Below are 23974 nucleotides of genomic sequence, written 5' to 3' on the forward strand. Positions count from 1 at the left end.
GGCTTGCCAGTCCAGCAACTGCGCTTCTTGCTGCAACTGAGTGAAGAGTCCAAGCTTTCCCGGGCTGCCGTTCATGCGGCAGCCTTTTTTACAGAGATTGCCTGGGCAGACTCGTGCGGCACATTCAAGGCTCGCACCCAGGCGGAAACAATCACTGCCAAATAGAAGGGGAGCGAAACTGCCAGGGCCACCGCCAGGCCCAGCGCCGTCCCGCGCATTCCCCACCACGCGGTGAAAACCGGTGAAAGGATGAGCAGGACGAGCACGGTTACCCCCCGGATCACCATATGCTGTCGAAACGCCCCGAGGGATTCGACGCCGCGTCCCAGCACGCTGGTCATGAAGAGGATGCAGGCGGCCACCACAATCCAGCGTAGAAATGTCGGATCCTCGAGAATCCGCGGTGTGAGAATCAAAGCGAGCAGTTTTTGACCGATGACCGTCTCAACCAAGGCAAAAGGCAATAAGGCGAACAGGATTGTGACGCCCATGAAACGACTCAACAAAAAAACGTAGCGTCGAAGTTCCAGAGCGTGATAACACCGCGCCAGTCGGGGGGCGAGGGCGTTGGCCATCGCGCTCACAAAGAGCTGGCCTACCGCGGCCACCTGGAGGGCAGAAGCAAAGACGGCCAGAGCTTCTTCTCCCAAGGCCATATCCACCACGTAGCGTGGGATGTTGGTGATCAAATTGATTTCAAAATTGACCACTCCGGCGGGAAGGCTTTCCCAGATGATTTTGAGCCATCCGGCGTGCGGTCGCTGCCATTGAATGATTTCCACCGGTGTGGGAGGTGAAGAGTTGGAACCTGTCCCCGGAGCTCCTTGCGAAAGAACCATACCGGCAAGGAGGCGCGAAACGTGCGGCCGTGTCCATCCGAAAAAGACTGCCCCTGCCGCCAGAGCGTCCGCGCAAGCGGCTGCAAAGGCTCCTCCGCCCACTGCCAGTGCCCCCGCTATCACCACTAAACTGAGGCCATACCGCAGCAGGAAGCCCGCCCCGATCCGATCCATCCGCTCTTCCCGTTGCAGCACTGCATAGCCGATGTCGGCGAGAGAATCGAACATTCGGCCCGTGGCCACAATGAACACCAAACCGACGAAAGCCGGGTTCGCTGTGTACACCAGAGCGGCCAGCGGCGCAACAAGCCATGCCATACTAGCGCCGACGACTCGGATGGAAAAATAGTCCTGAAATGGAAAGCGACGTCGCACGTCGCACACGAGAAGATTGCGAAGCCCCAATTCAAAAGCGGCGAAGATCGGCGTGCCAAGGGCCAACGCGGCGACCCACCGCCCGGCTTCCGCCAATCCTCCCAACTTGATCAGAAGCACGAGAACGAGCAGCCTTGAGACCGCCTGAGTCACGTTACCGGAGAGATACCAGGCAAAGTTCTGCCGAATGGAAAGCGGCGGCAGGGCGGATGACTGGCGGAACGCCACAATACGGCACGCAGGTGTTTCTTCGGGGCTGTTCGCCGGTTTCGATGGAGACATGTTTTCTCTGTACCCGGCCTCGCAAGGAAGGCGATCCATCAGGGTTGAGCAGATTCCGAGACAGGCGATGATCCGGTCGATTGGCGATCGTGTGACGCGAGAAAGTGCGGTCCGGCAAGGGGGTGGCCGGTGGGTGGGGAGGTCATGCCGACGGGTTGATCAAGCTCTGACGCGGCAGGCCGGTAGTGATATCCATATGACCGAGCCTTCCAGCCTGCCAGGAGCCAAATCACCATTTTTTCCGCAAAGCTCAATTTCGACTGCCATTCAACGTCCGGTCTCAGTCGGATATGACGCTGCATTCGCAGGCGATTCCCTGCCACGATATGACCGGGTTCGATCGGCCTATCAGAATGGAGAAGCTCTACCCACGGACCAGGCGGAATGGCGATAAAGCCTGCAAGCTGAAGCACGACCGGAGTCGGCTCGCTCACAAAGTCTTCGTAACGGACCAGAAGAGATCGACTTGTTTCGTGACGCCGCCGGACAAGATCGGCCATACTATTGACGAAGGTCCACGCCAGAGCGCTCCTCCAAACCGGCAAACCGCGGATATCGTGGGCAACTCCCGCCTGCTCGTCCGAGCGAAAACTCTTTTTGACAGACCAGGCAAAGCCCCGCACATCACGCACAAGATGAACCAGGTGCAGATCGATCAGGTCCAGGCGTTCCGCCATGAGAACCAGCGCCAATCCCCGGGCGGGATTCTTCGACGAATCCACCACCACGATCTTCTCCGTCACTTCGCAGATCGCCTGATAAAGCCCGGCGGTCCACTGGGCATAGGTAAGAAAATTTCCCCGCACGTCCTTACCGAGCTGCACCTGCTCGGGCGAGGGTCGAGAGAACATCTGCCACAGAACGCTCCGACGCTCCTCCACACGGTTTCGCAACTCTTCATAGGCCTCCAGATCGACCTGGGACCGTTTTTTCCACAACTCGGTGACGCGAGACCAGAGTTCGCATTCCGGGACACGTTGTCCACAGGAGCAAAGCCGCCGCTCGATCCAACCGTCGTGTACAAAGTTGCACAGCTCTCCCACGCTCTGGACAAGCGGATGCTGCCCCAGAAAGAGGTCGAGCACGGTCGAACCGCTCCGTCCGGCCCCCATAATGAACACCACATGGGGACGCTGAGGAATTCGCGAGGATGGCTGAGCGTGCGCAGGCATGATACCGTTTCCTCTCATTGGTCACTATGCAGCGTGATTTTTTTGATTGCAGTCCTTATGGCACGTAGGTAACTTCTTTTTCATGCAGCCCGGCGGACAGCGGGAATTTCCGGCTGACCCTGCGGACAATAATTTGGAACGATTCGCTGAAGCTCGGCAATGACTTGGCGGTCGTCGGCTTCTAAAAATCGCGACAGCCGGTCTATTGCGCGAAGGATCGCCTCCCGATTCACACGGGGACTGACAGCCACCCGAATCTTCTCGTGCCGTGTGGGGATCGTCTTTTCGTCGGCGGCCTGAAGCTCTTCAAAAAGTTTCTCTCCCGGCCGAAGCCCGACCACCTCGATTTCGATATCCCGACCGACTTCCAAACCAGAAAGGCGGATCATGTCCACGGCCAGGTCCACAATCCGGACCGGTTCGCCCATGTCGAGAACCATGATCTGACCACTTTCACCGATGATGCCCGCCTGAATCACCAAACCGGCAGCCTCGGGGATTGTCATAAAGAAACGCTCCATGCGGGGATCGGTGATGGTCACCGGACCGCCTTCCGCAATCTGCTGGCGAAAAATCTGCACCACACTGCCCGCGGAATCCAGCACATTTCCGAAGCGAACCGTTACAAATCGGCAGGGTGACACCTCGCGCATGGATTGGACATACATTTCCGCCACGCGTTTGCAGGCCCCCATCACGCTGGTGGGATTGACCGCCTTGTCGGTGGAAATCATCACGAACGATTCGGCTCCGTGCTGATGGGCGAGATCCGCCACATTGCGCGTGGCAAGGATGATGTTTTTGACCGCTTCCCCAGGATGCGCCTCCAACAATGGCACATGTTTGTAAGCCGCGGCATGGAACACGACGTCGGGTCGATACCGGGCAAAGAGGTTGTCCATCCGCCGACAATCGAGGACGTCAGCCAGAAGGACAGCAAGCTGGGTACGATGAACGCTTCCTGAAGTGCTAGCCAGGTGTTTCAGCTCGCGCTCGAGAAAAAACTGTCCGGTCTCGCTCCGGTCCACTAAAACCAGACACTTGGGATGAAAGCGAACGAGTTGCCTGGCGATTTCTGACCCAATGCTGCCCGCGCTGCCTGTCACCATCAGCACACGATCTTCCAGCCAATGCCGCAGGTTTTCCCATTCCAGAGCGACGGGATCGCGGCGAAGAAGATCCGTAATGGCGATGGGCCGGGGCTGGACCGAAACGCGTCCGGAAAGCAGTTGCTCGTAACTGGGAAGGACCTGAACGTGGATTCCTGTTTCCCTCGCTTCTTCCATCAAGCGGCGGATTTCACGTCCGCTGAGCGAGCCGCCTGCCAGGAAAACGTCCTTGACACCGAGTTTCTGGGCTAGCTCACAAGCTTGCTCCACGGTTCCGATGACGGGAACGCCCCCGATGCGTGTTCCGACCCGTCCCGCCTGCCGATCAATAAAGCCCACAACACGATAGCGGCAGGAAGAATGCCGATTGATCGCCCGGAGAAGATCCTCTCCCGCCTCGTCCGCTCCCACGATGAAAACCGGTGGATCATTGCTGAAGAAATTTTGCCAGGTTCGATCGCGAATTGCCCGCACGATCGCCCGGACTCCGCCCAGAATGAGCACGGTGTTTCCCCAATCAATGAGGAGAATCCCCCGCGGAACCATGCGGGGCGGGAGAAAAAAGCGATCGAAAATGACAACCGCCGCCAGCGCAGCCGTGCTCGCTTCAACCAGCACCAGAAGATCATAAAAGCTGAGAAACCTGGTCCAACTCCGGTGAATCCCAAAAGCTACAAAGACGAGAAGCTTGATAGCAACCACATAGGGAAGGGTCGTCCAAAACCACCGCAGGACTTCCCCCTGGTTCAGGCCGTCAAATCGCAGGTGAAAGGCACACAGGTAGCTTGCCACCAGGCCTACAACCAGCGCAGCAACGCCCAGCAAACTCTTTCCCAAGCTGGCCGGTGTGGCGGGTCGCCCGGTCGAGAATCGCACCCGCCGAAAAACTCCCCAGTCCCTTTTCCTGAGGAGGCGCCTCACCGTGACGACTGCGCTGCGGATTTTACCACAGCCACTCTTGAACTTGCTGGCGATTGAATCAGCATAACCGGCCCGGCCCCGCGGCTGGGATTCATTTTCTTCGCCGGAAAAACACTCCGACCCTTCCTCCCCGCGGACAACTCGCAGGTCGGGCGTCCGAGTGAATGGGACAATACCACGATCCTGATCAGATTGAGAACCTGTTCCGGAAATAGTCACGGCAACCTCCGTTGCTGCCGATGGAACGGGACATCCTTTTCCCGAGTTAATCCATATCCGAAGCCGTCCTCCGGAACAAGGGCATTAAATGAACCCGTCTGCCTTCAACTTCAACGACTCCTCCCAAAACCAGCAATTTCCCCGCCCGGCATGCGCGCCAGCCGCTCCGCCTCCAGCCGTTTGCTCGCTACGTCCTGGAGCCGCTTCTGCAGGGCCCGATGTCCCGGACGCCGTTGCACGCACCACCGGAGATGTTCTTCCGCCTCAGCGTACATTCCCACCTTTTCCAAGCTGATCGCCAGGTAGTAGCGCGCTCGATAACTGGCGGGATTGGCACGCACCGCCTCCCGAGCACAGGCGATGGCCTGTTCCTCATCGCCCGCATCCTGGAAGAGAAAGTACGCCTCCAACCAGAGATTGCTCCGTTCCTCCGACGCAACTTCATCTCTCGAGAGTGCCGCCTGAAGTGCCGAGGCATAAGTCCGCTGCAGCCGCGTTAACATCTCCGGAGGATACCGCTTCCGATAGAGCCGATACATCAGTCTCAGCGATTCTAGGTCCGGCTCGAACGTCTCCAGGAGAAACGCGATTTCCTGATCAACCAGCTCCGGCGGAGATCGGCCCACCAGAAAGCGCAGGAGGCGTTCCCGATACCAGGGGCCGCAGGAAAACGCCTTGCGCCACAGGGCAATGCCGTCCTCAAGCCGCCCTATAAATGCAAACTCAGCACCGATACGGAAGAGCAGGTCACCGTCATTCGGACGGACCGCCAGTGCCTGCTCGTACCATGTGAGGAGCGTTCCTTCGGATTCCCCACGCAAGAAAGACGTTTGCCCGAGAATAAAGTAGGCCTCCGCTTGCAGGGGACACAACCGGCAGGCAATCAACGATTCTTCGGATGCCCTGTCCAGCAATTCGACGTGATCCCCAAACGCGGCCCGCAGCCAGGATCTCAATTCCTGAACGGACGCAAACTGCGCATGAAGTGCTGCATCGCGAATCTGAGAGAGCGGCATTGGGTTGGCACAGCACGACTGCTGAAGATGGAACAACCGAAGGTAAGCCTTGGCCAGCCGCAGATGAGCCTCCGCGCGTTTCGGATCAAGACGCACGACATCCTGAAGACACCGAATCATTTCCCACTCTCGCTCAATTGCCTCCTTCAGTTGCTGGCCGAAAACTCCCTCCGGAGATTGGATTTCGGCGGGAGAAAAGGAATAGGTCCGGTCCGCCTGTTCTCTGTTTTCGGCGTCTTCATTCGGGATCGCGTCAGCACTGGCCGCCAAATCGGCCTGTGCATTCCCTCCCAACGCTTCTGTGCTGTCCAAATCCTGCACCGTTGCGGATTTGTCTTCACCCCGGAACAGTTCCTCGATATCGCCACTCTGCCGATAAAGGATAAGATAGCGATGCCAGGCCAGTTCCGCGAAACCGGCTCGGTATCGCTCCGTAAGAATCGGGGCTACTATAGGCAGGCTCAGCACCACGGCTAGCGATAACCCGAGTACGGGGAGAGTCAGCCGAGGCCTTCCTGTTTGAGCCAGTTCGGTCGCGCTGAACGGCTTTTGAAAAGTGGTTTGTGGGACGCTGGCAGACCTCACGCCGAGTCGTGCCAGTGCCGCAAGACACCCCGCAAGCACGCTGACCACGCCCGCGAGTGCCGGATTGTACCACACGTAATCCACCAGCCCATGCAGTGTAAAGGCGAGCAATCCCCCCGCAATGACAGCCGCCCCCGTGCGATGCCGTGAATCGCTGGCCTGTATCACGGCAACCCATGTCCATCGGGCAACCAGAATCAATCCCGCCAGCAAGATCAGGAAGCCAGGCAGGCCGGTTTCCAACAGGACCTGAAGAAAACCGTTTTCGGCGTGCGTGTAATAGTGCCCGCTGTACCGCGCGCTCTGATAATGGGGATGAACGACCGAAAAACTGCCGATTCCGCTGCCGGTCATCCAGAAATCCCGGGCCGCGCGCCACGTGTTCTGCCACACATGCGTTCTGGCCTGAGCTGAATCGATCTCAGACCATTGGAACCGGAACACCCCCTGCCATCGTGCGGTGACTGTTTGCGGCCCAATGATGGCAATTGCCGGAGCAATTACTGCCAGTCCGACGAGTGCGATCCACATCCACCGGCCACGAACCGCCCCGGCCCCAGCCAGCGCGACGCCGGCAACCAGCGCTGCCACCAGCGAGGCGGTAATCCCTCCCCGCGAAAATGACAGCAGCAATGCCACCACCACAACCGGGACAGCCATCCAGCACAGAAGATGCTGCTCCACAGCCGAATCGGTCGAAAAGCTGCCCGTCTTACTCGACCGTTTAGCCCGATCAGCAGGGCGTCTGTAGAGCAACCACCATAAGAGAGGCCCCATCCCCAGAGCAATGAATTCCGCAAAATGGTTGCGATTGACAAAGCTCCCCTTAACAGCGTCCCGAGTATGGGCAAACGGATGCTCATAAAACCAGAAGAATTTTCCGTTCGCAAAAAGATATTGAAGCAATCCAAAGCCAGCGACCACCACTATTCCCAAAGCAATAAACCGTAGATAGTGTTCCACATGTTCTATTTTCTGAATGCGATAAACCGTGGTCGCAAATAGGAAACTGTATCCAATCCACAATCCCAAACCGGGGCGCGTTTCCTGCGGCGCCAAACTGATGGTGCGCCACTCGCCCAGTACCGAAGCCGTGGCAGGACTCCGCCAGCCGGGCAGCAGATGATCCATGTGGGGTGAAAGCACATGCAACCAACCCGCAGGAAGCGGGCAGAGCTGAATGATCCCCAGCAAAACACCGCCGACGAGCACCCATTCCGCACCGCCCAGACGAACCGACCGCCTGGACAGGATGCCAGCCACCGCAGCCAGACTCGCGCTCATCAGAGCGGTGGCCAGCAGGACAGCCTCCGCCCACGGGCTGCGCCCGCCAAGCAGCAGGACTGTCAGCGCCAACCCGACAATCAGAACACCATCTGTTATACGGTGGATTAAAGAAATAACCGCTTTATTGTGCATTGGTCAACCATAGTTTTTATCCGCTGCTATCTATCCACATAACACGGCTGTCATAATACCGAATCACGCAACGCGCCGCGGAACAGTCCGCTCTGGAGTCGAGATTGATTCGGTGATCTCAGGGACTTCCTTTTCTTCATGGCTTTCATCAGGCTGACCATAGTAGTCGCCGGAATAGCCGCTGTAATCTTTTTCTTTTTCATTGGATAGTCTGTTAATCACGATGCCGAGTAACGGAATCTTTAAAAGGGCCAGGTATTCGGCAGCCCTGATGACGGCGCGCCGTTTATTCTTCTCGGGTTGCAGAACCAGGATGACACCATCCGCAAGGCGTCCCCAGATGGCGGTATCGCTGGCAAGGGGAGCAGGAGGACTGTCGATGATGACCTGGTCGTAGTGCTCGACCGCCCAGTTGAGAAGTTCCGCCGTACGAGGTCCAGCAAGCAACTCAGCAGGATTGGCCGGCCGACGCCCGCAGGGAAGGACGTCCAGGTCCGGCACGATGTTCTTTTTGAGACGAGCTTGGATGGCCTCGGCGATCGGGGCGGTATCGCGCAGCACCTCGGAGATGCCCGGTTCGCCCCGCAAGCCGAGAAGCTGGGTGAGACCGGGACGCCGCAAGTCGCCATCCACCAGCAACGTGCGTTTTCCCACATGTGCATAGGTGAGAGCGAGATTGGCGGAAACCGTGGATTTGCCGTCGCCCGGCTGCGTGCTTGTGACGACAACCGCCCCGGTTGGCCGATCGCTCAGTGCCAGGGCCGTCCTGAGCGTGCGGAAGCTTTCGCTGGCCGGGCTGTTGGGATCCGCCACTACCTCGAGAACTTCCACACCTTCACCCTCGCGTGGAGGCATCTCTCGAATGATGCTGAGCACCGGCGCGCGAAGCTGCCACTGGATCTCTTCAACGCTTCGGAATCGATCGTCGAGCACGTCCATCACATACACGACAAACATCCCCAGCGTCAAACCTCCCAGAATCACCATGATCAACACACGCGGGAGACTGGGCGACACGGGCGAACGGTTTTCCCTGGGCTCGGTAATCACCGAAGCGCGCAAATCCCCGGCCAGGTCAAGACTCGTAATCCGCCGGACCAACCCTCCGTAGAGTTCGCGTAATCCGGTAATGTCGTTTTTGAGCATCTCCAGTTGAGCAAGACCTCCCGCGAGATTGGCTGCCTCCTGCCGGGCCAGTTCGTACTGAGCCTGAAGCGACATTTCTTTCTGCCAGAGTTCATTCACCCGTTGACGAAGCGTACCCAACAGCATCTGGCTGAGTTCGGGGATATTCAGGTTGTCGAGTCTCGCCCGGAGACGATCCTGATAAGCCAGAAGAAATGCCTCGTTTGCGGCAATTCGTTGCTGCAGTGCCTGGACCCGCGGATGATTATTCCCAAATTCCTGAAGCAGACGTGCCAGCTCCACGCGATCCTCGACCACCTTTCTTTCGACTTCCAATCGGGCAGCCGTTTCTTCCCGGCTGAATCCCAACACACCCAGGAGAATCTGCTGACCGAGGGTGTCGTCTGCCGCAAAAAGATACTGGCGAATATCCGCCCCCTGCTGGACGGCGTTTTCCAACGCTTGAAGCGAGGCAGCCAGTTGCACGCGTTCTTTTTGGACCTCCACGAGGGCCTGGTTGAACGCCTTGGCCCTTTCCACGAGGGGGTGAACGGTCTGGGAATTGACACCCACGTCGAGGGCCCCGATTTGCTGGCTCAATTGCTGCAGGGCCTGTTCCTTTTCGCTCAACCGGGCGGCAATGTCATCTTTCTCTGTGGTCAAAATGCGAATGATTTCAGCGGTGGTACCCTGGGTCGTGCTTCGCATGAAATCCAGGTAGGACTGCACGACGGCGCCGACGATCCGAGCGGCCACACCCGGATCTTTAGAACGATATTCGACAGTAATAATATTCGTGCGGTACACGGCGCTGGCCGCCAAATTGCGCCGCAGTCCCTCCACCCACGTTTCGGGCTTGTCCATATTCAGATCGACAGCGAGGTCCTCCCGCGACAATTTCTGGATTGCTCCTTCCAGAACCTTGGCACTTGTGATGAGATTAACAAACGTGGGGATGAGGCTGTTTTCGCGACTGCCCTGGGCCTCAATCGTCGGCGAAAGCGCGTTATCTCCCGTTTGAAGTATAAGTAGTTCAGCTTTCGCGGAATAAATTCTGGGTGCTGTTGCATAATACAGCGCGCCAAGAAGCGCAACGGCCAGAAAAGCGCCCAGCATGATCTGCCACCGGCGCCTGACCGCCACGAGAAATTGGGCGATTGCATGGAGAATGTGTGAGGCAGAGTCAGGAACCGCCCATTGAATCCAGGAACTTTCGTTCATAGGCTCTTTTTTAATTTTAAATTTGATTTAGACTGCGATTTTCTTGTTGTGATGTCTGAGCCATTACAATCTATGCACAATTCCAGGATGCCGGGTTAATAAACATTCCCATTCCTCCCTCATGTCTTCAGTTACTTGTGTGCGAGATACAAGGCCGTCCGATTATTAAACGATCTTAGATAATCGACTTATTTATCGTGTCCGATCCATCGGTGTATCGTGACGTACAAGTTCGACTATTTTTATGCACTCAGTTTAAGGGCACAGTGCCACCGACGTGGACAAAACCTTTGAGCAGGTTGTAAACAAACGTTCCAAATGTCTCCTCCACAGTGATGACATCCCCGGGGGCAATGCGGAGGTTTTCTGCCGGGTTCTTGGCAGCCGTGCGGAGGTTCGCCCGAATGAGCACAGGTTCGCTGCGTCCGCGTATTTGCCGCACGATCCACACCTTCTCCGCCAGCGGATTGGAACAACCGCCAGCGAGGGCAATGGCATCCAGCAGCCGCAGATCCTGCGCTGCCGGAAAGTCATACATGCCAGGCTTATTGACAAGTCCATCAACATAGATGGGATCGAGTTTTCGCGGGGGCACGAACACCACGTCTCCATCCTGAAGCCGGTATTCCTGGAGGGACTGATCGTTCTGCCCAGCAGATCGCAGGTCCACCTTGATGGACTCGCCAGGCGCGGTCGCCTCCGTGAAAGAGGTTAGCTGGCCTGGGGCGTTTCCCACTTTGGAATCGAAAGCCGGCGCGAGGGAGCCCGAAGAACCAGATCGGCGAATTTCCACGATCGGGTCCGCATCCGGTTTCAATCCTTCGGCCTGAACCAGAGCCGTCAGGAGGTCGGCCTGGGCAGCCGGAATATCGTACACACCGGGTTTTGCCACGGCCCCGGCTACCGTAATTCGGTAGGTTCGGGACTGCACACGTTTGATTGTGACCGTTGGCCGACGGTAAACGTCCCGCTCAATAGCGGCCTGGGCAATGGCCCTTTCCGCATCAGGAAAGCGCATGCCACCAACCATCACCTTCCCGATAGGGGGGACCTGAATATTGCCCTCGTCGTCCACCCGACAGGAAATAGCAGTATCCTTAATATCAAGGCCGGTGAGGACACTTACTTCCAGAAGATCGCCCGGCATGATAACGTCGCTCGGTGCCTGAACACTGGCCAACTGCGGCAGGGCCACGTCTCGAATATCAGTCACCGGCGGCGGTTGAAGTTCCACCGGAAGAGCGCGGGCTTTGTACACCATCCGGGAGGCGCATCCGGCGCAGAGGAGTCCGAGTACGAAAACGAGCAGGCTGCCTTCAATATACCGAGGCCTGTCTTTCGGAACGGGTGATATGGAAAGGGTGGCCGCCGTTGGTTGCTGATTGCCGTCATCTCGCATGGGATTGTACCGGTGGTTCCGCGAAAACCCTCACAAGTACCAGCTTGCTTTCGGGAAAATTTGCGCGTGATTGTGGCGCGAATGGTTCCCGGGTCAGTCCCGTCAAAAGCGATTTAGCCGTCGGCAACGCCGGGCTAACGCCCACTCCATGCCGAAGCTCCGATGGCCCCGTAGGAGGGGGTAGATACTCAAAAAGATGCCCGATCGTCAACAGCAAAAACCGACTTTTGGAAACAAGGAAAACTGGACAAACCGCGTTTTCCCAGGCATGCGCCGGTCGCCCACCACGGTTGCCAAGGCTGCCCCATCGCCGGTAAGCTTACGGTTTAAGGCCCTGAACTGCCCGCCACCGAGCTTCAGAGCGCAAATTTTTTCGGTGTGCGGGGTAAGGTATGAAAGTTAGGAAAAGGAAGCGGTGTTAGGGAAAGAACTCGTCCCCTGCCGCGTGACGGAGCTTCGTGAATAGCACAACGGATTGAAGGAAGGAGGAAACTGAGTGATCATCGCTGCAACCACCCGGTGTTTTGCCAATCTCCCACTGGAAGCGGCGTTCGAACGTCTCAATGATCTCGAATTCACGCATGTGGAAATCATTGCCCATGAGACAGAAGGGCACCTGAAACCGTCAGAAATCGCGGCTGACCTGGATCGGGCGATTGCCATTTGCCGTAATACCCATCGCCTGACTCCGGTGGCCTACAGTGTGGACATTGAAGCGCAGGGGGAAGAGTATTACCGGCAATTCGCCGCCTGCTGCAAACTGGCCAAGGCAACGCGGGTGGTGACGGTGGTGGTCCGTGCTTCCGAACTGGGAACGCCGTTTAACGAGGAAGTGGAGCGGCTGCAACGGATGGTGGCGATTGCCGCTATGGAGGAGGTTGTCGTGGCCATGCTCGTCGAGACTGGCCGCATGAGCGAATCACCAGAAACCGCCGCCGTGCTCTGCCATCACGCCAAAGGACTTGGCATCTGCCTGGATCCCAGCTACTTCATATACGGTCGGGCGTCCCCCCCCAGTATGGAGCCGATCCTTAAATACGTGCGGCACGTCCGACTGCGCGACACCAAAAAGGACCGCTTTCAGGTGAGAGTGGGCCAGGGAGAAGTGGAGTACAGCAAGCTTCTTGCCAATCTCAGCCGGTACGAATACGATCGGGCCCTTTCGATCGACATCCTTCCCGAGCCAGGCGTGGACCAAAACGCCGAACTCCGGAAATTCCGGCTCCTTTTGGAAACACTTCTTTGAAACACGCTGGATTCCTTCGGCCGCACAAAGGACGCAATCACAACAGCCGTTGGCATCGGAAGTTATATACCTCCCAATCCCGGCGGTTGCTTCAAGCGCGCTGCGATGGAACTACTGTACTGTTATGAGTGATGTTCGACCGGACGTCGGGGCAATTCACGAATTTCCGCTACCGGAATTCGGTGGGGCCGTGCTCCATGCAGCATGGGAGCGATTCATCAAGCCCCGGAAGAAAATGCATGAGTGAATTTCGGATCCCTTTTGCCTTGCTCTTTTTTTCCGGCTGCGCTAGAATGCGCAAGTCACGCGGATGTCCGTCGGCAAAGGGATACGACTGGGGATTGGTCGCCGATGAGGGCCTTTGCGGGGGCACCCGGTGGTCACAATGGCGCCCTCTTACTGGGCGTGTAAAAACGTGCGGAGAGATTGAGAGGTGATTTATGGAACCCCCGCTGGCAATGGTGTTGTTACGGTCTCCTACCAAACCGTCTTTGGAAAAGCTCGACGAAGCCCTCCAGGCAAACTGGGAGGGTCTCCCGGCCCTTGAGGAAGCTCTCGTGGCGCTGCCCCCGGATCTGGATTTGCCGCCATTTCAGGCGATTCGGATAGGCGATACCGTGGCCTTCATCCTTTCGGAAGATGACCCCGTTCCGAAAGAGGATCTCGAGCTCGCCTGCCTGTCGGCCTGGTACTGGCCGGATGCCCATGAGGCCATCGATAAGCACACGGCGCATCTGGTCGTTGTTCTGCCCGAACCGCCGCAGGATCCCCTTGAGCGGTACATTCTTCTGACTCAAATCACAGCGGCTCTGGCTCAGATTACGGATTCCGTGGCGGTGTTTTGGCCCCGTTCCCTCCTGGTCCACAAGCCGGAAGACTTTATCAATTCGGCGCGACAGATGGGACCGGGGCAGTTTCCGCTGGAGCTGTGGGTGGCCTTTCACGGAGAGATCGAGGAGGATCAAACTCTGACTTTATTCACCCGGGGTATGGCGGCCTTTTCACTTCCCGAAATTGAAGTCTACAACACCCGGCAGCAACCGCAGTTTGTCTACGAGCGGGTGTACAACATCGCATATTATCTGCTCGAAAATGGTCCGGTCATCCATGATGGAGAGACGGTCGGGATGAGCCAGGACGAGCAATATAAAGTGCGGATCGGTCCGTCCCGCCTTGAACCGCGGATTCGGGCTCTCCAGGTGGAAATGTGAGCTGAGCCTCCCCGGGGACGTCCATCTTCCTTGGGATGATTGTCCCGGATTGCACTGTCACATCAGGTGAGAGCAAGCGAATGGATTAAGGGAGTTTCGGGAGACGGCACACATGCTCCATGCGGTGATTTTGGCTGGGGGATCCGGAACCCGCCTCTGGCCGGAGAGTCGCGCCGCCCGTCCCAAGCAACTCCTGCCCATCGGGGGAGAGAAAAGTTTACTCCGGGCCACGGTGGATCGCGTTCTGCCGCTGGTTCCTCTGGATCGTATCTTCGTGGCGACGAGCAAAGATTTAGCGCCTGCAATCGCGGAAGAGCTGTCTTTTCTTCCCCGGACGGCGATCCTAGTGGAACCGGCTCCCCGCAACACGGCACCGTGTTTGGGCCTGGCCGCCGCTCGGCTTCTGCGGGAAGACCCGGACGCGATCATGGCGGTGTTGCCCGCCGACCATGTGGTGTCGCCGGATGAAGCGTTTATCCAGGATTTGCAAACCGGCGTGCGGCTGGTCATGGAAGATCCTCGGCGGTTGGTGACGTTCGGCATCCCGCCTACATATCCCTCACCCTCTTTCGGCTACATTGAGCGCGGTGAACCTCTGGCTCTTCCCGAGAGCAGTAAACTTGAGGAGCCCGTTCGGACGGAGACAGCGCCCCAACACCGAATATTTCAGGCGCGACAGTTCTGGGAAAAGCCATCTCGGGAAACGGCTCAAAAATACCTGGAAGCCGGTACTTTCTACTGGAATGCGGGCATTTTTGTTTGGAAGGCCGCCACTTTGTGGCAGGCGCTGGAGGAGTACTGTCCGGAAGTTTTTCAGCCCCTTGCCCGAATTGCCGCAGCCGCTGACTCACCCCGATTCGGCGAGATTCTGGAATCCGAATTCCAGCAGATCAAAAGCATCTCCATTGACTATGCGGTGATGGAAAAGGCAAACAATGTTGTCGTGATCGAGGCGACGTTTCGCTGGGATGACGTTGGTGGTTGGCGGGCACTGGAGCGGCTGCTGACCGTGGATGAGAGAGGTAACGTCGCTGATGCCCCGCGGGTGATCTTTTGGGATGCAGATGGCACGATCGTTCACAGTCGCCGGGATGACCATCTTATCGCCACGCTGGGGGTCAAAGACCTGGTTGTTGTGGTCACTCCGGACGTCACACTTGTGGCTGACAAAAATCGCGAGGAAGATGTTCGCAATCTTCTGAAGGAGCTGGAACGGCGGGGATGGCGGGAGTATTTGTAATGCATCGCGGCAAAGGATTTTAGAACGTGTGGGGTATGCCCGGGCCCATGGCCGAAAGGTGAACCAGAATGGCGGGTGGAACGACAGAATTCCGCGTCAATCTGGACGTCTTCCGCGGCCCGCTCGATGTTCTCCTCTACCTCATTCGCAAACACGAGCTGGCCATCACGGAGATTTCGGTTTCAGAAATCGCGGAACAGTTCCTGCAGTTTGTGGAATCAGCCCAGCCGCTGGATGTTGACACGGCAGCCGACTATCTGGCCATGGCAAGCTGGCTGGTGGAGCTCAAATCTTATGAACTGTTACCGCACGGGGAGGAGATGCCAGAGGAATTTGTCTCCGAACCGCGTGAAGAATTGGTCCGGCGGCTTCTGGAGTACAAGCGCTACCGGGATCTGGCGTATCTGCTTGAGGAGCGTGCCAAAGAATGGCAAACGCGTCTCCGGCGTCTGAGCGATGACCTCGGGGAGAGCCCGATTCAGCCCGCGGATGAACCGCTGCAAGAAGTCCACCTGTGGGACCTGGTCCAGGCTTTTTTGAGGGTCCTCCAGGAAAGCGAGGTCCAGGCAGGAACGACGCTCGTCTATGATGACACCCCCATCCAGGTCTTCATGGAGCGTATCTATCGGCGGTTGCTCGATTGCCAACAACTCGCGTTTCGCGAACTCTTCTTGCCCGGGATGCACAAATCCACGCTGGTTGGGATCTTCATGGCGGTGCTGGAGTTGGTACGATTCGGCTTTATTCGTGTCCACCAAGAAGAACTCTTTGGCGAGATTCTCCTCTCTCTCCGCGAGGACCGCCCCCCGTATCACCCCTGGGAACCGCCTCCGGCAACCGAAGAAGGGGAGATGGCCAACGGCACGACCACTGGGCAAGCCTCTTCCCAAAGCGGACAATAGACGTTTCCATGAAGTTGGCTGGGGCTTACCGGGCTTATAGTGACGCTCTTTGGAACAAGGGCGGAAATCACCCACCTGGAGACGTGATGGTCCCTTCGGAAAAGCGTGCCGCGGTGAGTTCGGAAAATCGCAAATCACAAAATCATGATGAGCGGTGTTTGGGAGCTTCCGGCGAAGAGGCCCTGAAGTCGGTCCTGCTAGAAGATCTGCCGATCAAGAGGCTCTCGCACAAAAACATCACCATCGAGGGGTATTCCCGGGCCGCCTTTCAGACCTACTGGCGGATCCCGGAGTTCCGGCTCGGTTTTGATCTGGGGGGCCAACCGTGGGCATTCATGGGGACGCCCTCATGGTTTGTGTCACACACCCATATCGATCATGTGGTGGCCCTTCCGGCGTATGTTTCGCGGCGGCGGATGATGAAGATGGAACCGCCCACTATTTACCTGCCGGAACAGGCCGTCCCGCTCGTGGAAAGGCTCCTTCACATCATCGCGCGGCTGGATCGGGGACGCCTTCCCTGCCAGCTTGTGCCGACAGCGCCTGGCCAGGAAGTCGAGCTCTCCCGAGAACTCGTCGTCACAACGGTTCCCACCCAGCACACCGTCCCCTCGCTGGGATTCATCGTTTGGGAACGACGGAAAAAACTGAAACCGGAGTTCCATGGGCTGCCCGGCGAGAAAATCCGGGATCTGCGTCTCAGTGGCGTGGAGGTCACCAACGAAATCCGTCTGCCGCGGGTCGCCTATCTCGGCGACACACGGGTGGACGTCCTGGACGAGTACCCCGACCTGTACCGGGCAGAAGTGCTCATCATGGAGGTTACTTTTCTTTCGCCCCATCACCGTGGGGAAAAGATTCGGAAATTTGGGCATGTGCATATTGACGACCTGGTCGCCCGGCGAGACCGCTTTCAGAACGAGCTGATCATCGCCTCCCATTTCAGCATCCGCTACACGCCGCGATTGATTGAGAAGCTCGCCCGAAAGGCAATTCCAGATATGCTGGGCGGGCGACTCCAATTATGGCTGTAACCTTGGCCGCCATTTGGCGGGCAGCTTTGTGCCATATGTCGGGGTGGCTGACCCATCCCCACTTTTTGGAAGGATCTGTCGGAATCTGAAGCCATTGCCCGCGGTAAGGGGCATTCATGAATTGCGTCTACCGTGCAATCAGCGGTATACAGACCTGATAAGCACGTCCCTCCGAGAATTTTTTCGGAGGGGCACGCTCGTCGTGCCCGACGCAAGGAACGTAGCACAGCGGACCCGACGAGCGGGTCCATCCGACCATTGCCCGCGGTAGGGGCAATTCATGAATTGCCCCTACCAAACATCAAAAACTTGGCTCTGCCAAAATGCGGATGGATTAGGCCGCTCATCCAGCGGCCACGCGGCGGGTGGCTTCTGCCCCGTCCGAAAGGGCCAGCCTCCTGCGGAATAAGATCTCTCTCGGCGGTGATCGCCAGCGGGTATAATGGGCCGATATGCTAGCCACCGGCCCTGTGTTCCCATTCCGCTGGGCGCAGCAAATTCTGGCGGAGAGCGAAACCACCATAACGAGGGGGATGATGAGTCAAAAGAGTAAGATTCTCATAGCGGACGACCACCCCACCAACGTGGAGCTTTTGGAAGCGTATCTGTCCCAGTGCGACTGCGACATTTACGTCGCCAGCGATGGACTGCAAACCCTGGAGCTTGCCCGCAAAGTCCATCCCGACGTCATCCTCCTCGACATCATGATGCCCAAAATGAGCGGGTTTGAGGTTTGTCAGCGGCTGAAAAGCGACCCCGCCACCAAAGACATCATGATTCTGATGGTGACAGCTCTCAATGAGTTGGGCGATATCGAGCGGGCCGTGGCGGCGGGATGCGATGATTTTCTCAGTAAACCCATCCATAAGCCAGAATTACTCAAACGTGTCGAAAACATGCTCAAGCTCCGTCATGTGACGGATGAGCTGGAGCGGCTTCGCGCGTACATCGACGCGATGGAACAGAGACGGCAGACCGGCCCCACCACCACCTAAGCTCGGAACTCTATCTTGGGTTCGCTTATACCTTTACACTTCATGGCAGAATAACGATCCGGAAAAACACCAAATACGATGAGCGTTCGCACGAGATTTGCCCCCAGTCCGACGGGTTACCTCCACATTGGCGGTGTTCGCACGGCCCTCTTCTGCTGGCTGTTCGCCCGCCGTCATGGAGGACAGTTCATCCTGCGGATTGACGACACGGATCAGCAGCGGAATGTTGAAGAAGCCCTCCAGCCGATCCTGGATGGTTTGCGGTGGCTGGGGATCGATTGGGATGAAGGGCCGGAAGTTGGTGGGCCGCATGCCCCCTACTTCCAATCGCAACGGTTGCCCATCTATCAGGAGGCTGTCCGTCGCCTGCTGAAAAGCGGTCACGCATACTGGGACTTTGCGACGCCGGAGGAAATTCAAGCGGAGCGGGAAGCCGCGCAGGCAGAAAAACGGCCGTTCGTATACAGCCGCCGCTTTATGGCGGAAACGGAAGCAGATGCCGCACGATTCCGGGCCCAGGGTCGTCAGGGCGTCGTGCGACTGAAAATGCCCCGCGAGGGGAAGCTCGTGATTAACGATCTCATTCGCGGGCCGGTGGAATTCGAGTGGTCCCAGGAACAGGACCATGTCATCCAGCGATCCGACGGGACGGTGCTCTACCACCTGGCGAGCGCCGTGGATGACCACGAGTTTGGTATCACACACGTCATTCGAGCGGAGGAGCACCTGTCGAACACTCCTCGGCAGGTCTTCATCCTCCAGTCACTGGGCTATGAAGCGCCCCAATTTGCCCATCTCCCAGTTGTGGCCGAGCCAGGAAGCAAGGTCAAGCTCAGCAAACGGAAACTCGACAAGTACCTGAAAAACCGGGACTTTGCCGAGCTCATGGAACTCGGCCAAAAGATCGCCCAAAAGATTGGACACGCAGCCTCCAGCGAACTTTTCAATCCGGTCATTGTCGACTTTTATAAGGTGGTCGGTTTTCTGCCGGATGCGATCGTGAACTATCTGGCCCTGCTGGGGTGGTCACTGGATGATAAGACCGAGCATTTCACACGGGAGGAACTGGTGCGGGTGTTCTCCCTGGATCGCGTGAACAAAGCCCCCGCCAGCTTTGATCCCAAGAAATTGCTGGCCTTCCAGCAGCGGCACATGCGGGAAGTGCCGATTTCGCAGAAAGTGGAGATGGTCATCCCGTATCTTCGGCGGGCGGGGTGGATCCCCGGGGAAGTCAGCGCGGATTTGCGAGGAAAAATCGCCAGGGTTGTGGAAGCGGCAGGCGATCGGCTGCGCGTGGCGGGAGAGATTCTGAACTATCCCGAGTTTTTTGTCGCCGATGAAGACCTCCCCTACGACGAAAAAGATGTCGCCAAGCGGCTTCAACAGCCGGGGGTGGCAGAAATCCTCCAGCGCTTGGAAGGAGTGTTGCGAGAGGCGGAACCTTTCACCGCAAGTCATCTGGAAACGCTCATCCATCAGTGGACAGAAAGGGAGCAACTCAGCCTGGGCCAGGTGGTGCATCCGTTGCGGGTGGCGGTCACCGGGCGGAGTGTCGGCTTCGGTTTGTTCGACACGCTCGCCATTTTGGGACGCGACACCGTGTGCCGACGACTGCAACTGGCCCGCGAGAAATTTGCCGCTTCGGCGGCTAAGCCGGCTCCCGAAAGCGCATAACGTTCCATTGAGAATACACGGCCATGGCCGATAGAATTCCCAGGGCAAGTTGAGGATATGTGTCATGACTGACGGCGGGAACATTACTCCGGAAAAGAAGATTCAGTCTGAAGCACAGCCCACCGGGACCCCCTCGGGTTGTGACTCTTGCGAGGGGACAGACTTTATTCGGGAAGCGATCATTGAAGACCTCAAGAGCGGACGTTTCGACCACGTCCATACACGATTCCCCCCCGAACCGAACGGGTATCTTCACATCGGACACGCCAAATCAATCTGTCTCAACTTCGGTATTGCCCAGGAGTTCGGGGGAAAGTGCAACCTCCGCTTCGACGATACCAACCCCACCAAGGAAGATACTGAATACGTGGAGGCCATCAAGGAAGATATCCGCTGGCTGGGGTTCGATTGGGAGGACCGCTGTTATTACGCCTCGGATTATTTTGAACAGCTCTACCAATGGGCAGAGGAACTCATCAAGAAAGGCAAGGCCTACGTCTGCGATCTTTCGCCGGACGAAATCCGCGAATATCGTGGGACCCTGACCGAACCGGGACGGGAAAGTCCCTATCGGAACCGCTCCGTGGAGGAAAATCTTGACCTTTTCCGCAGAATGCGGGCAGGGGAATTTCCCGAGGGATCGCGGACCCTGCGCGCCAAGATCGACATGGCTCATCCCAACGTGCTCATGCGTGACCCGGTTATGTACCGCATTATCCACGCGCCGCATCACCGAACGGGCAACAAGTGGTGCATTTATCCCACATACGATTGGGCCCATGGTCAGTCTGACTCGATCGAGGGGATCACGCATTCGATCTGCACGCTGGAATTCGAAGTGCATCGGCCGTTGTATGAATGGTTCATCAAAGAGCTGGGGATTTATGCTCCGCGACAGATCGAATTTGCCCGACTTAATCTGACCTACACGGTCATGAGTAAACGTCGGCTGCTGCAGCTCGTGCAGGAAGGTTATGTGCGGGGCTGGGATGATCCACGAATGCCGACCATCCGCGGACTCCGCCGACGGGGTTACACGCCCGAGGCCATCCGTGATTTCTGTCAGCGGATCGGCGTTTCCAAGTACGACGGCGTCGTGGATATCGCGCTTCTGGAACACTGCATCCGGGAAGACCTGAACAAACGGGCTCCCCGCGTCATGGCGGTCCTTCGGCCGATCAAACTCGTCATCGACAACTATCCCGACGGCCAGACAGAGTATCTGGAAGCCGTGAACAATCCCGAAGATCCCTCGATGGGCACGCGACAGGTGCCCTTTTCGAAGGTGCTGTACATTGAAGAGGATGATTTCCGGGAAGTGCCACCACCGAAGTATTATCGCCTTTCACCGGGCCGGGAAGTCCGATTGCGGTGGGGATACTTCGTCAAATGCACGGGCGTGGTCAAAGACCCTCAAACCGGCCGCATCCTGGAAGTGCACTGCACCTATGACCCCGCCACCAAAGGCGGAAATGCCCCCGACGGACGAAAGGTGAAAGCCACCATCCACTGGGTGTCGGCCGCGCATTGCGTGGAAGCCGAAGTCCGGCTGTACGACTACCTGTTCACCAAGCCAGACCCGGACGACGTGCCCGAAGGGATGGATTGGCGGGCCAACATCAACCCAAACTCTCTGGAGGTGATTCCCAACGCCAAGATCGAGCCCAGTGTCCAGGGGGCCCCGGCAGGCACGCGCTACCAGTTTGAACGTCTGGGATACTTCTGCGTGGATCCTGATTCCACGCCGGAAAAACTCGTTTTCAATCGCACGGTGACGCTCAAAGACGAGTGGGCGAAAATTCAAAAGAAGCTGGAAAACCAGCAAACCGCCGGAGCAGCGTGAAGCCGCTTCACGGAAGAATTATTCGGCTGGATGCAAAACCAGTGCCGGTCAGCGGGGTCAGGCGGGCACGACAGGCGTGTCCTTCCAGCCTCCGGGAGCACCCGCATGTGAGGTCCATGATTTAAAGCTGGATGCTCCACTTGATCGATGGGGCTACGTCTGCGCTGTCCAATCCCTGTTTAAATTCAGGGCAGTTCACGAATTGCCCTTATGAGCCGTTGAGTTTTTTCTAAAAATCCTCAGAAAGAGGGGGATGGGGCGGAATGAGGTGATGGCGACAAATGGCGGACCGACGTTTATGATTAAAGAAAGGCGAAACCTAACGGGAGGCTGTGCGTAACCGAAAGAAAGAGCCACAACCAGACCGCTCCGAATTAACGCGTGCAAAAGTGTTTTATTCAAGATAGAACCTGATGAGTGACTTCGAGAAACGATTGCAACAGGCGATCGAGCGAGGCCGTCGTCGGCGGGACATGCAGGCGGAGGCGGAAGCCCGCCGGGCCATGACGGAACAGGAACTCCGTTCTCGGCACAGCGAACTCCGACTCCAACTGACCGACTACATCGAACAGTGCCTCCGCAAACTTCAGGAGCACTTTCCGGGATTTCAGTATGAGACTGTGATCTCCGAACGGGGTTGGGGGGCCGCTCTCAGCCGTGACGACATCGATCGCCGCGGTCAGCCACCGCAGCGACGCTACAGCCGAATCGAGCTGGTGGTGCGACCGCTTTCGGAGTACTTCGTGCTCGATCTGGCCGGAAAAGCCACGATCCGCGACAAGGAGCTCTTCAACCGCAGTTTCTATCAACCGCTCAACGAAGCGGATCTCGAAACTTTCAAGGAAATCATTGACAAGTGGGTTCTGGAATTTGCGGAAGCGTACGCCGCTCGTTCCTGAAATCACAGCAGATTTCGTCCGCTTCTTTCTGCGGACTCAATGTCTGAATTCATCACTCTTCAGGGGCTTGCCCAGGAGGACGGCCAGCACATCGCCGAGGCTGCTCGGCCCAATTCCGAGACACATGGCCAGGCCAAAGCCGGCCACGAAATTCGCCAGACCGGTGATCATGAAAAACAGCGCCATGCCGATGTTGGCTCCCCTGCGTTTGGGGCGGTTCTTGCCCGCCGAGGCCGTCACGACTCGGCCGTCACGCGGTCATAAAACTCCACGTACTTGTTGCGGTCTTCTGGATTTTTCCTGGCTTCAATAGCCGCCCGGGGATGCAGGTTCAACTGGCCGGTGATGTTGTACTGCACGTACGGGCCCCATTCCACTTCCGCGCGGAGCGGCTCAATCCAATCCTGGAGGAACTGATAAATCGGCCGAATGCGGAACTTGGGGTTACGGAGGAAGCCGATCAAAAGCTCCATCGGGCAATTGCCGGCCCCACGTCCCAGTCCGCCCATGGAGGCATCCACCCGGTTCGCACCGTGAATGATGGCCTCAATCGTGTTGGCGAAGGCTAATTGCTGGTTATTGTGTGCGTGGATACCCACCTCTTTCCCACGCTCCTTGGCGTAACCGAGATATTTTTTGACGAGACGTTCAATCTGCTCCGTGTAAAGGGCCCCGAAGCTATCCACCACCACGACAACCTGAGCCGGGGTTTCCGCGACCAACTCCAGACACTGCTCGATTTCCACCTCCGTGGCCTGGGAGACTGCCATCAGGTTCGCCGAGGTCTCATAACCCTTTTCATGGGCGGCCTTGATCATTTCGCAGGCTTCGACGGTCTGATGGACATAAAACGCCACGCGAATCATGTCGAAAACGCTGCGATCCTTAGGAAGGAGATCGGTTTTCCAGTCCGATTTGCCCGCATCCATCATTGCCGCCAGCTTGAGGGATGTGGGATTATCACCCACCACCCGGCGAACATCGTCCTCATCGCAGAATTTCCAGGTACCAAAGCGGTCCCGCTGAAAGACCCGCTTCGACGCCTTGTACCCGATCTCCATGTAGTCGATGCCGGCCTCCACACAGGTATGGTACAGGGCTTTCACGAAATCGTCCGAGAAATGATGGTCGTTGACCAAGCCACCGTCGCGGACCGTGCAATCGAGCACTTTCAATTCCGGCCGGTACGTGATCCACGGAGCAATGTCTTTCGGATCGGGCGTCATACGGAGTTCTCCCACAAATGCC

The 23974-nt window shown here is 57.5% G+C and carries 17 protein-coding genes; 9 read left to right on the top strand and 8 right to left on the bottom strand.

Annotated elements, in window-relative coordinates; genetic code table 11:
- Positions 1-71: 71 nt before the first annotated feature.
- The 6 genes from THTE_RS16560 to THTE_RS16585 form a co-directional block, all read right to left on the bottom strand.
- Positions 72-1496, bottom strand: coding sequence for a lipopolysaccharide biosynthesis protein (locus THTE_RS16560; protein ID WP_157732182.1), 1425 nt, complete (start codon positions 1494-1496; stop codon positions 72-74).
- A 38-nt stretch (positions 1497-1534) separates the two neighbouring features.
- Positions 1535-2668 (bottom strand): sulfotransferase, encoded by a 1134-nt coding sequence (locus THTE_RS16565; RefSeq protein WP_157732183.1) that lies wholly within the window; start codon positions 2666-2668, stop codon positions 1535-1537.
- Positions 2669-2748: 80 nt separating this feature from the next.
- On the bottom strand, positions 2749-4653 hold the full coding sequence (locus THTE_RS16570; RefSeq protein ID WP_157732184.1) for a polysaccharide biosynthesis protein: 1905 nt from the start codon (positions 4651-4653) through the stop codon (positions 2749-2751).
- A 374-nt stretch (positions 4654-5027) separates the two neighbouring features.
- Positions 5028-7874: an O-antigen ligase family protein gene (locus THTE_RS16575; RefSeq protein WP_168175883.1), complete on the bottom strand. Its 2847-nt coding sequence runs from the start codon at positions 7872-7874 to the stop codon at positions 5028-5030.
- Between the two features lie 126 nt (positions 7875-8000).
- Complete coding sequence (locus THTE_RS16580) at positions 8001-10283, bottom strand: GumC family protein (RefSeq protein WP_095416486.1); 2283 nt, start codon at positions 10281-10283, stop codon at positions 8001-8003.
- A 250-nt stretch (positions 10284-10533) separates the two neighbouring features.
- Entirely contained in the window at positions 10534-11544 is a 1011-nt protein-coding gene (locus THTE_RS16585) for a polysaccharide biosynthesis/export family protein (RefSeq protein ID WP_168175884.1), read from the bottom strand.
- 634 nt (positions 11545-12178) lie between these two features.
- Between THTE_RS16585 and THTE_RS16590 the strand changes: the two genes are divergently transcribed.
- The 9 genes from THTE_RS16590 to THTE_RS16630 all read left to right on the top strand — a co-directional run bounded on the left by THTE_RS16590 (position 12179) and on the right by THTE_RS16630 (position 22726).
- A complete protein-coding gene (locus THTE_RS16590; protein ID WP_207651732.1) occupies positions 12179-12928 on the top strand; it encodes a sugar phosphate isomerase/epimerase family protein in 750 nt (249 codons plus the stop codon).
- A 440-nt stretch (positions 12929-13368) separates the two neighbouring features.
- Positions 13369-14139, top strand: coding sequence for a DUF4261 domain-containing protein (locus tag THTE_RS16595; RefSeq protein ID WP_095416488.1), 771 nt, complete (start codon positions 13369-13371; stop codon positions 14137-14139).
- A 112-nt stretch (positions 14140-14251) separates the two neighbouring features.
- Positions 14252-15379 carry a mannose-1-phosphate guanylyltransferase gene (locus THTE_RS16600; RefSeq protein WP_095416489.1) on the top strand — a complete coding sequence of 376 codons (1128 nt, stop codon included), beginning with the start codon at positions 14252-14254 and terminating at the stop codon, positions 15377-15379.
- A 68-nt stretch (positions 15380-15447) separates the two neighbouring features.
- Positions 15448-16281: a segregation and condensation protein A gene (locus tag THTE_RS16605; RefSeq protein ID WP_095416490.1), complete on the top strand. Its 834-nt coding sequence runs from the start codon at positions 15448-15450 to the stop codon at positions 16279-16281.
- Positions 16282-16367: 86 nt separating this feature from the next.
- Positions 16368-17315 (top strand): MBL fold metallo-hydrolase, encoded by a 948-nt coding sequence (locus tag THTE_RS16610; RefSeq protein WP_095416491.1) that lies wholly within the window; start codon positions 16368-16370, stop codon positions 17313-17315.
- 533 nt (positions 17316-17848) lie between these two features.
- Entirely contained in the window at positions 17849-18310 is a 462-nt protein-coding gene (locus tag THTE_RS16615; protein ID WP_237260163.1) for a response regulator, read from the top strand.
- Positions 18311-18388: 78 nt separating this feature from the next.
- A complete protein-coding gene (gene gltX, locus THTE_RS16620; protein WP_095416493.1) occupies positions 18389-19984 on the top strand; it encodes a glutamate--tRNA ligase in 1596 nt (531 codons plus the stop codon).
- A 64-nt stretch (positions 19985-20048) separates the two neighbouring features.
- Positions 20049-21827 (top strand): glutamine--tRNA ligase/YqeY domain fusion protein, encoded by a 1779-nt coding sequence (locus THTE_RS16625; protein WP_095416494.1) that lies wholly within the window; start codon positions 20049-20051, stop codon positions 21825-21827.
- A 413-nt stretch (positions 21828-22240) separates the two neighbouring features.
- A complete protein-coding gene (locus THTE_RS16630; RefSeq protein ID WP_095416495.1) occupies positions 22241-22726 on the top strand; it encodes a hypothetical protein in 486 nt (161 codons plus the stop codon).
- Positions 22727-22762: 36 nt separating this feature from the next.
- Here THTE_RS16630 and THTE_RS18110 read toward each other — a convergent pair whose 3' ends face one another.
- Together THTE_RS18110 and THTE_RS16635 are read right to left on the bottom strand one after the other, a co-directional pair.
- Positions 22763-22912 carry a hypothetical protein gene (locus THTE_RS18110; protein ID WP_157732185.1) on the bottom strand — a complete coding sequence of 50 codons (150 nt, stop codon included), beginning with the start codon at positions 22910-22912 and terminating at the stop codon, positions 22763-22765.
- A gap of 50 nt (positions 22913-22962) precedes the next feature.
- Positions 22963-23952 carry an aldolase catalytic domain-containing protein gene (locus THTE_RS16635; protein WP_095416496.1) on the bottom strand — a complete coding sequence of 330 codons (990 nt, stop codon included), beginning with the start codon at positions 23950-23952 and terminating at the stop codon, positions 22963-22965.
- Positions 23953-23974 lie beyond the last annotated feature (22 nt).

This window comes from Thermogutta terrifontis, from assembly GCF_002277955.1.
Classification (GTDB): Bacteria; Planctomycetota; Planctomycetia; order Pirellulales; family Thermoguttaceae; genus Thermogutta; species Thermogutta terrifontis.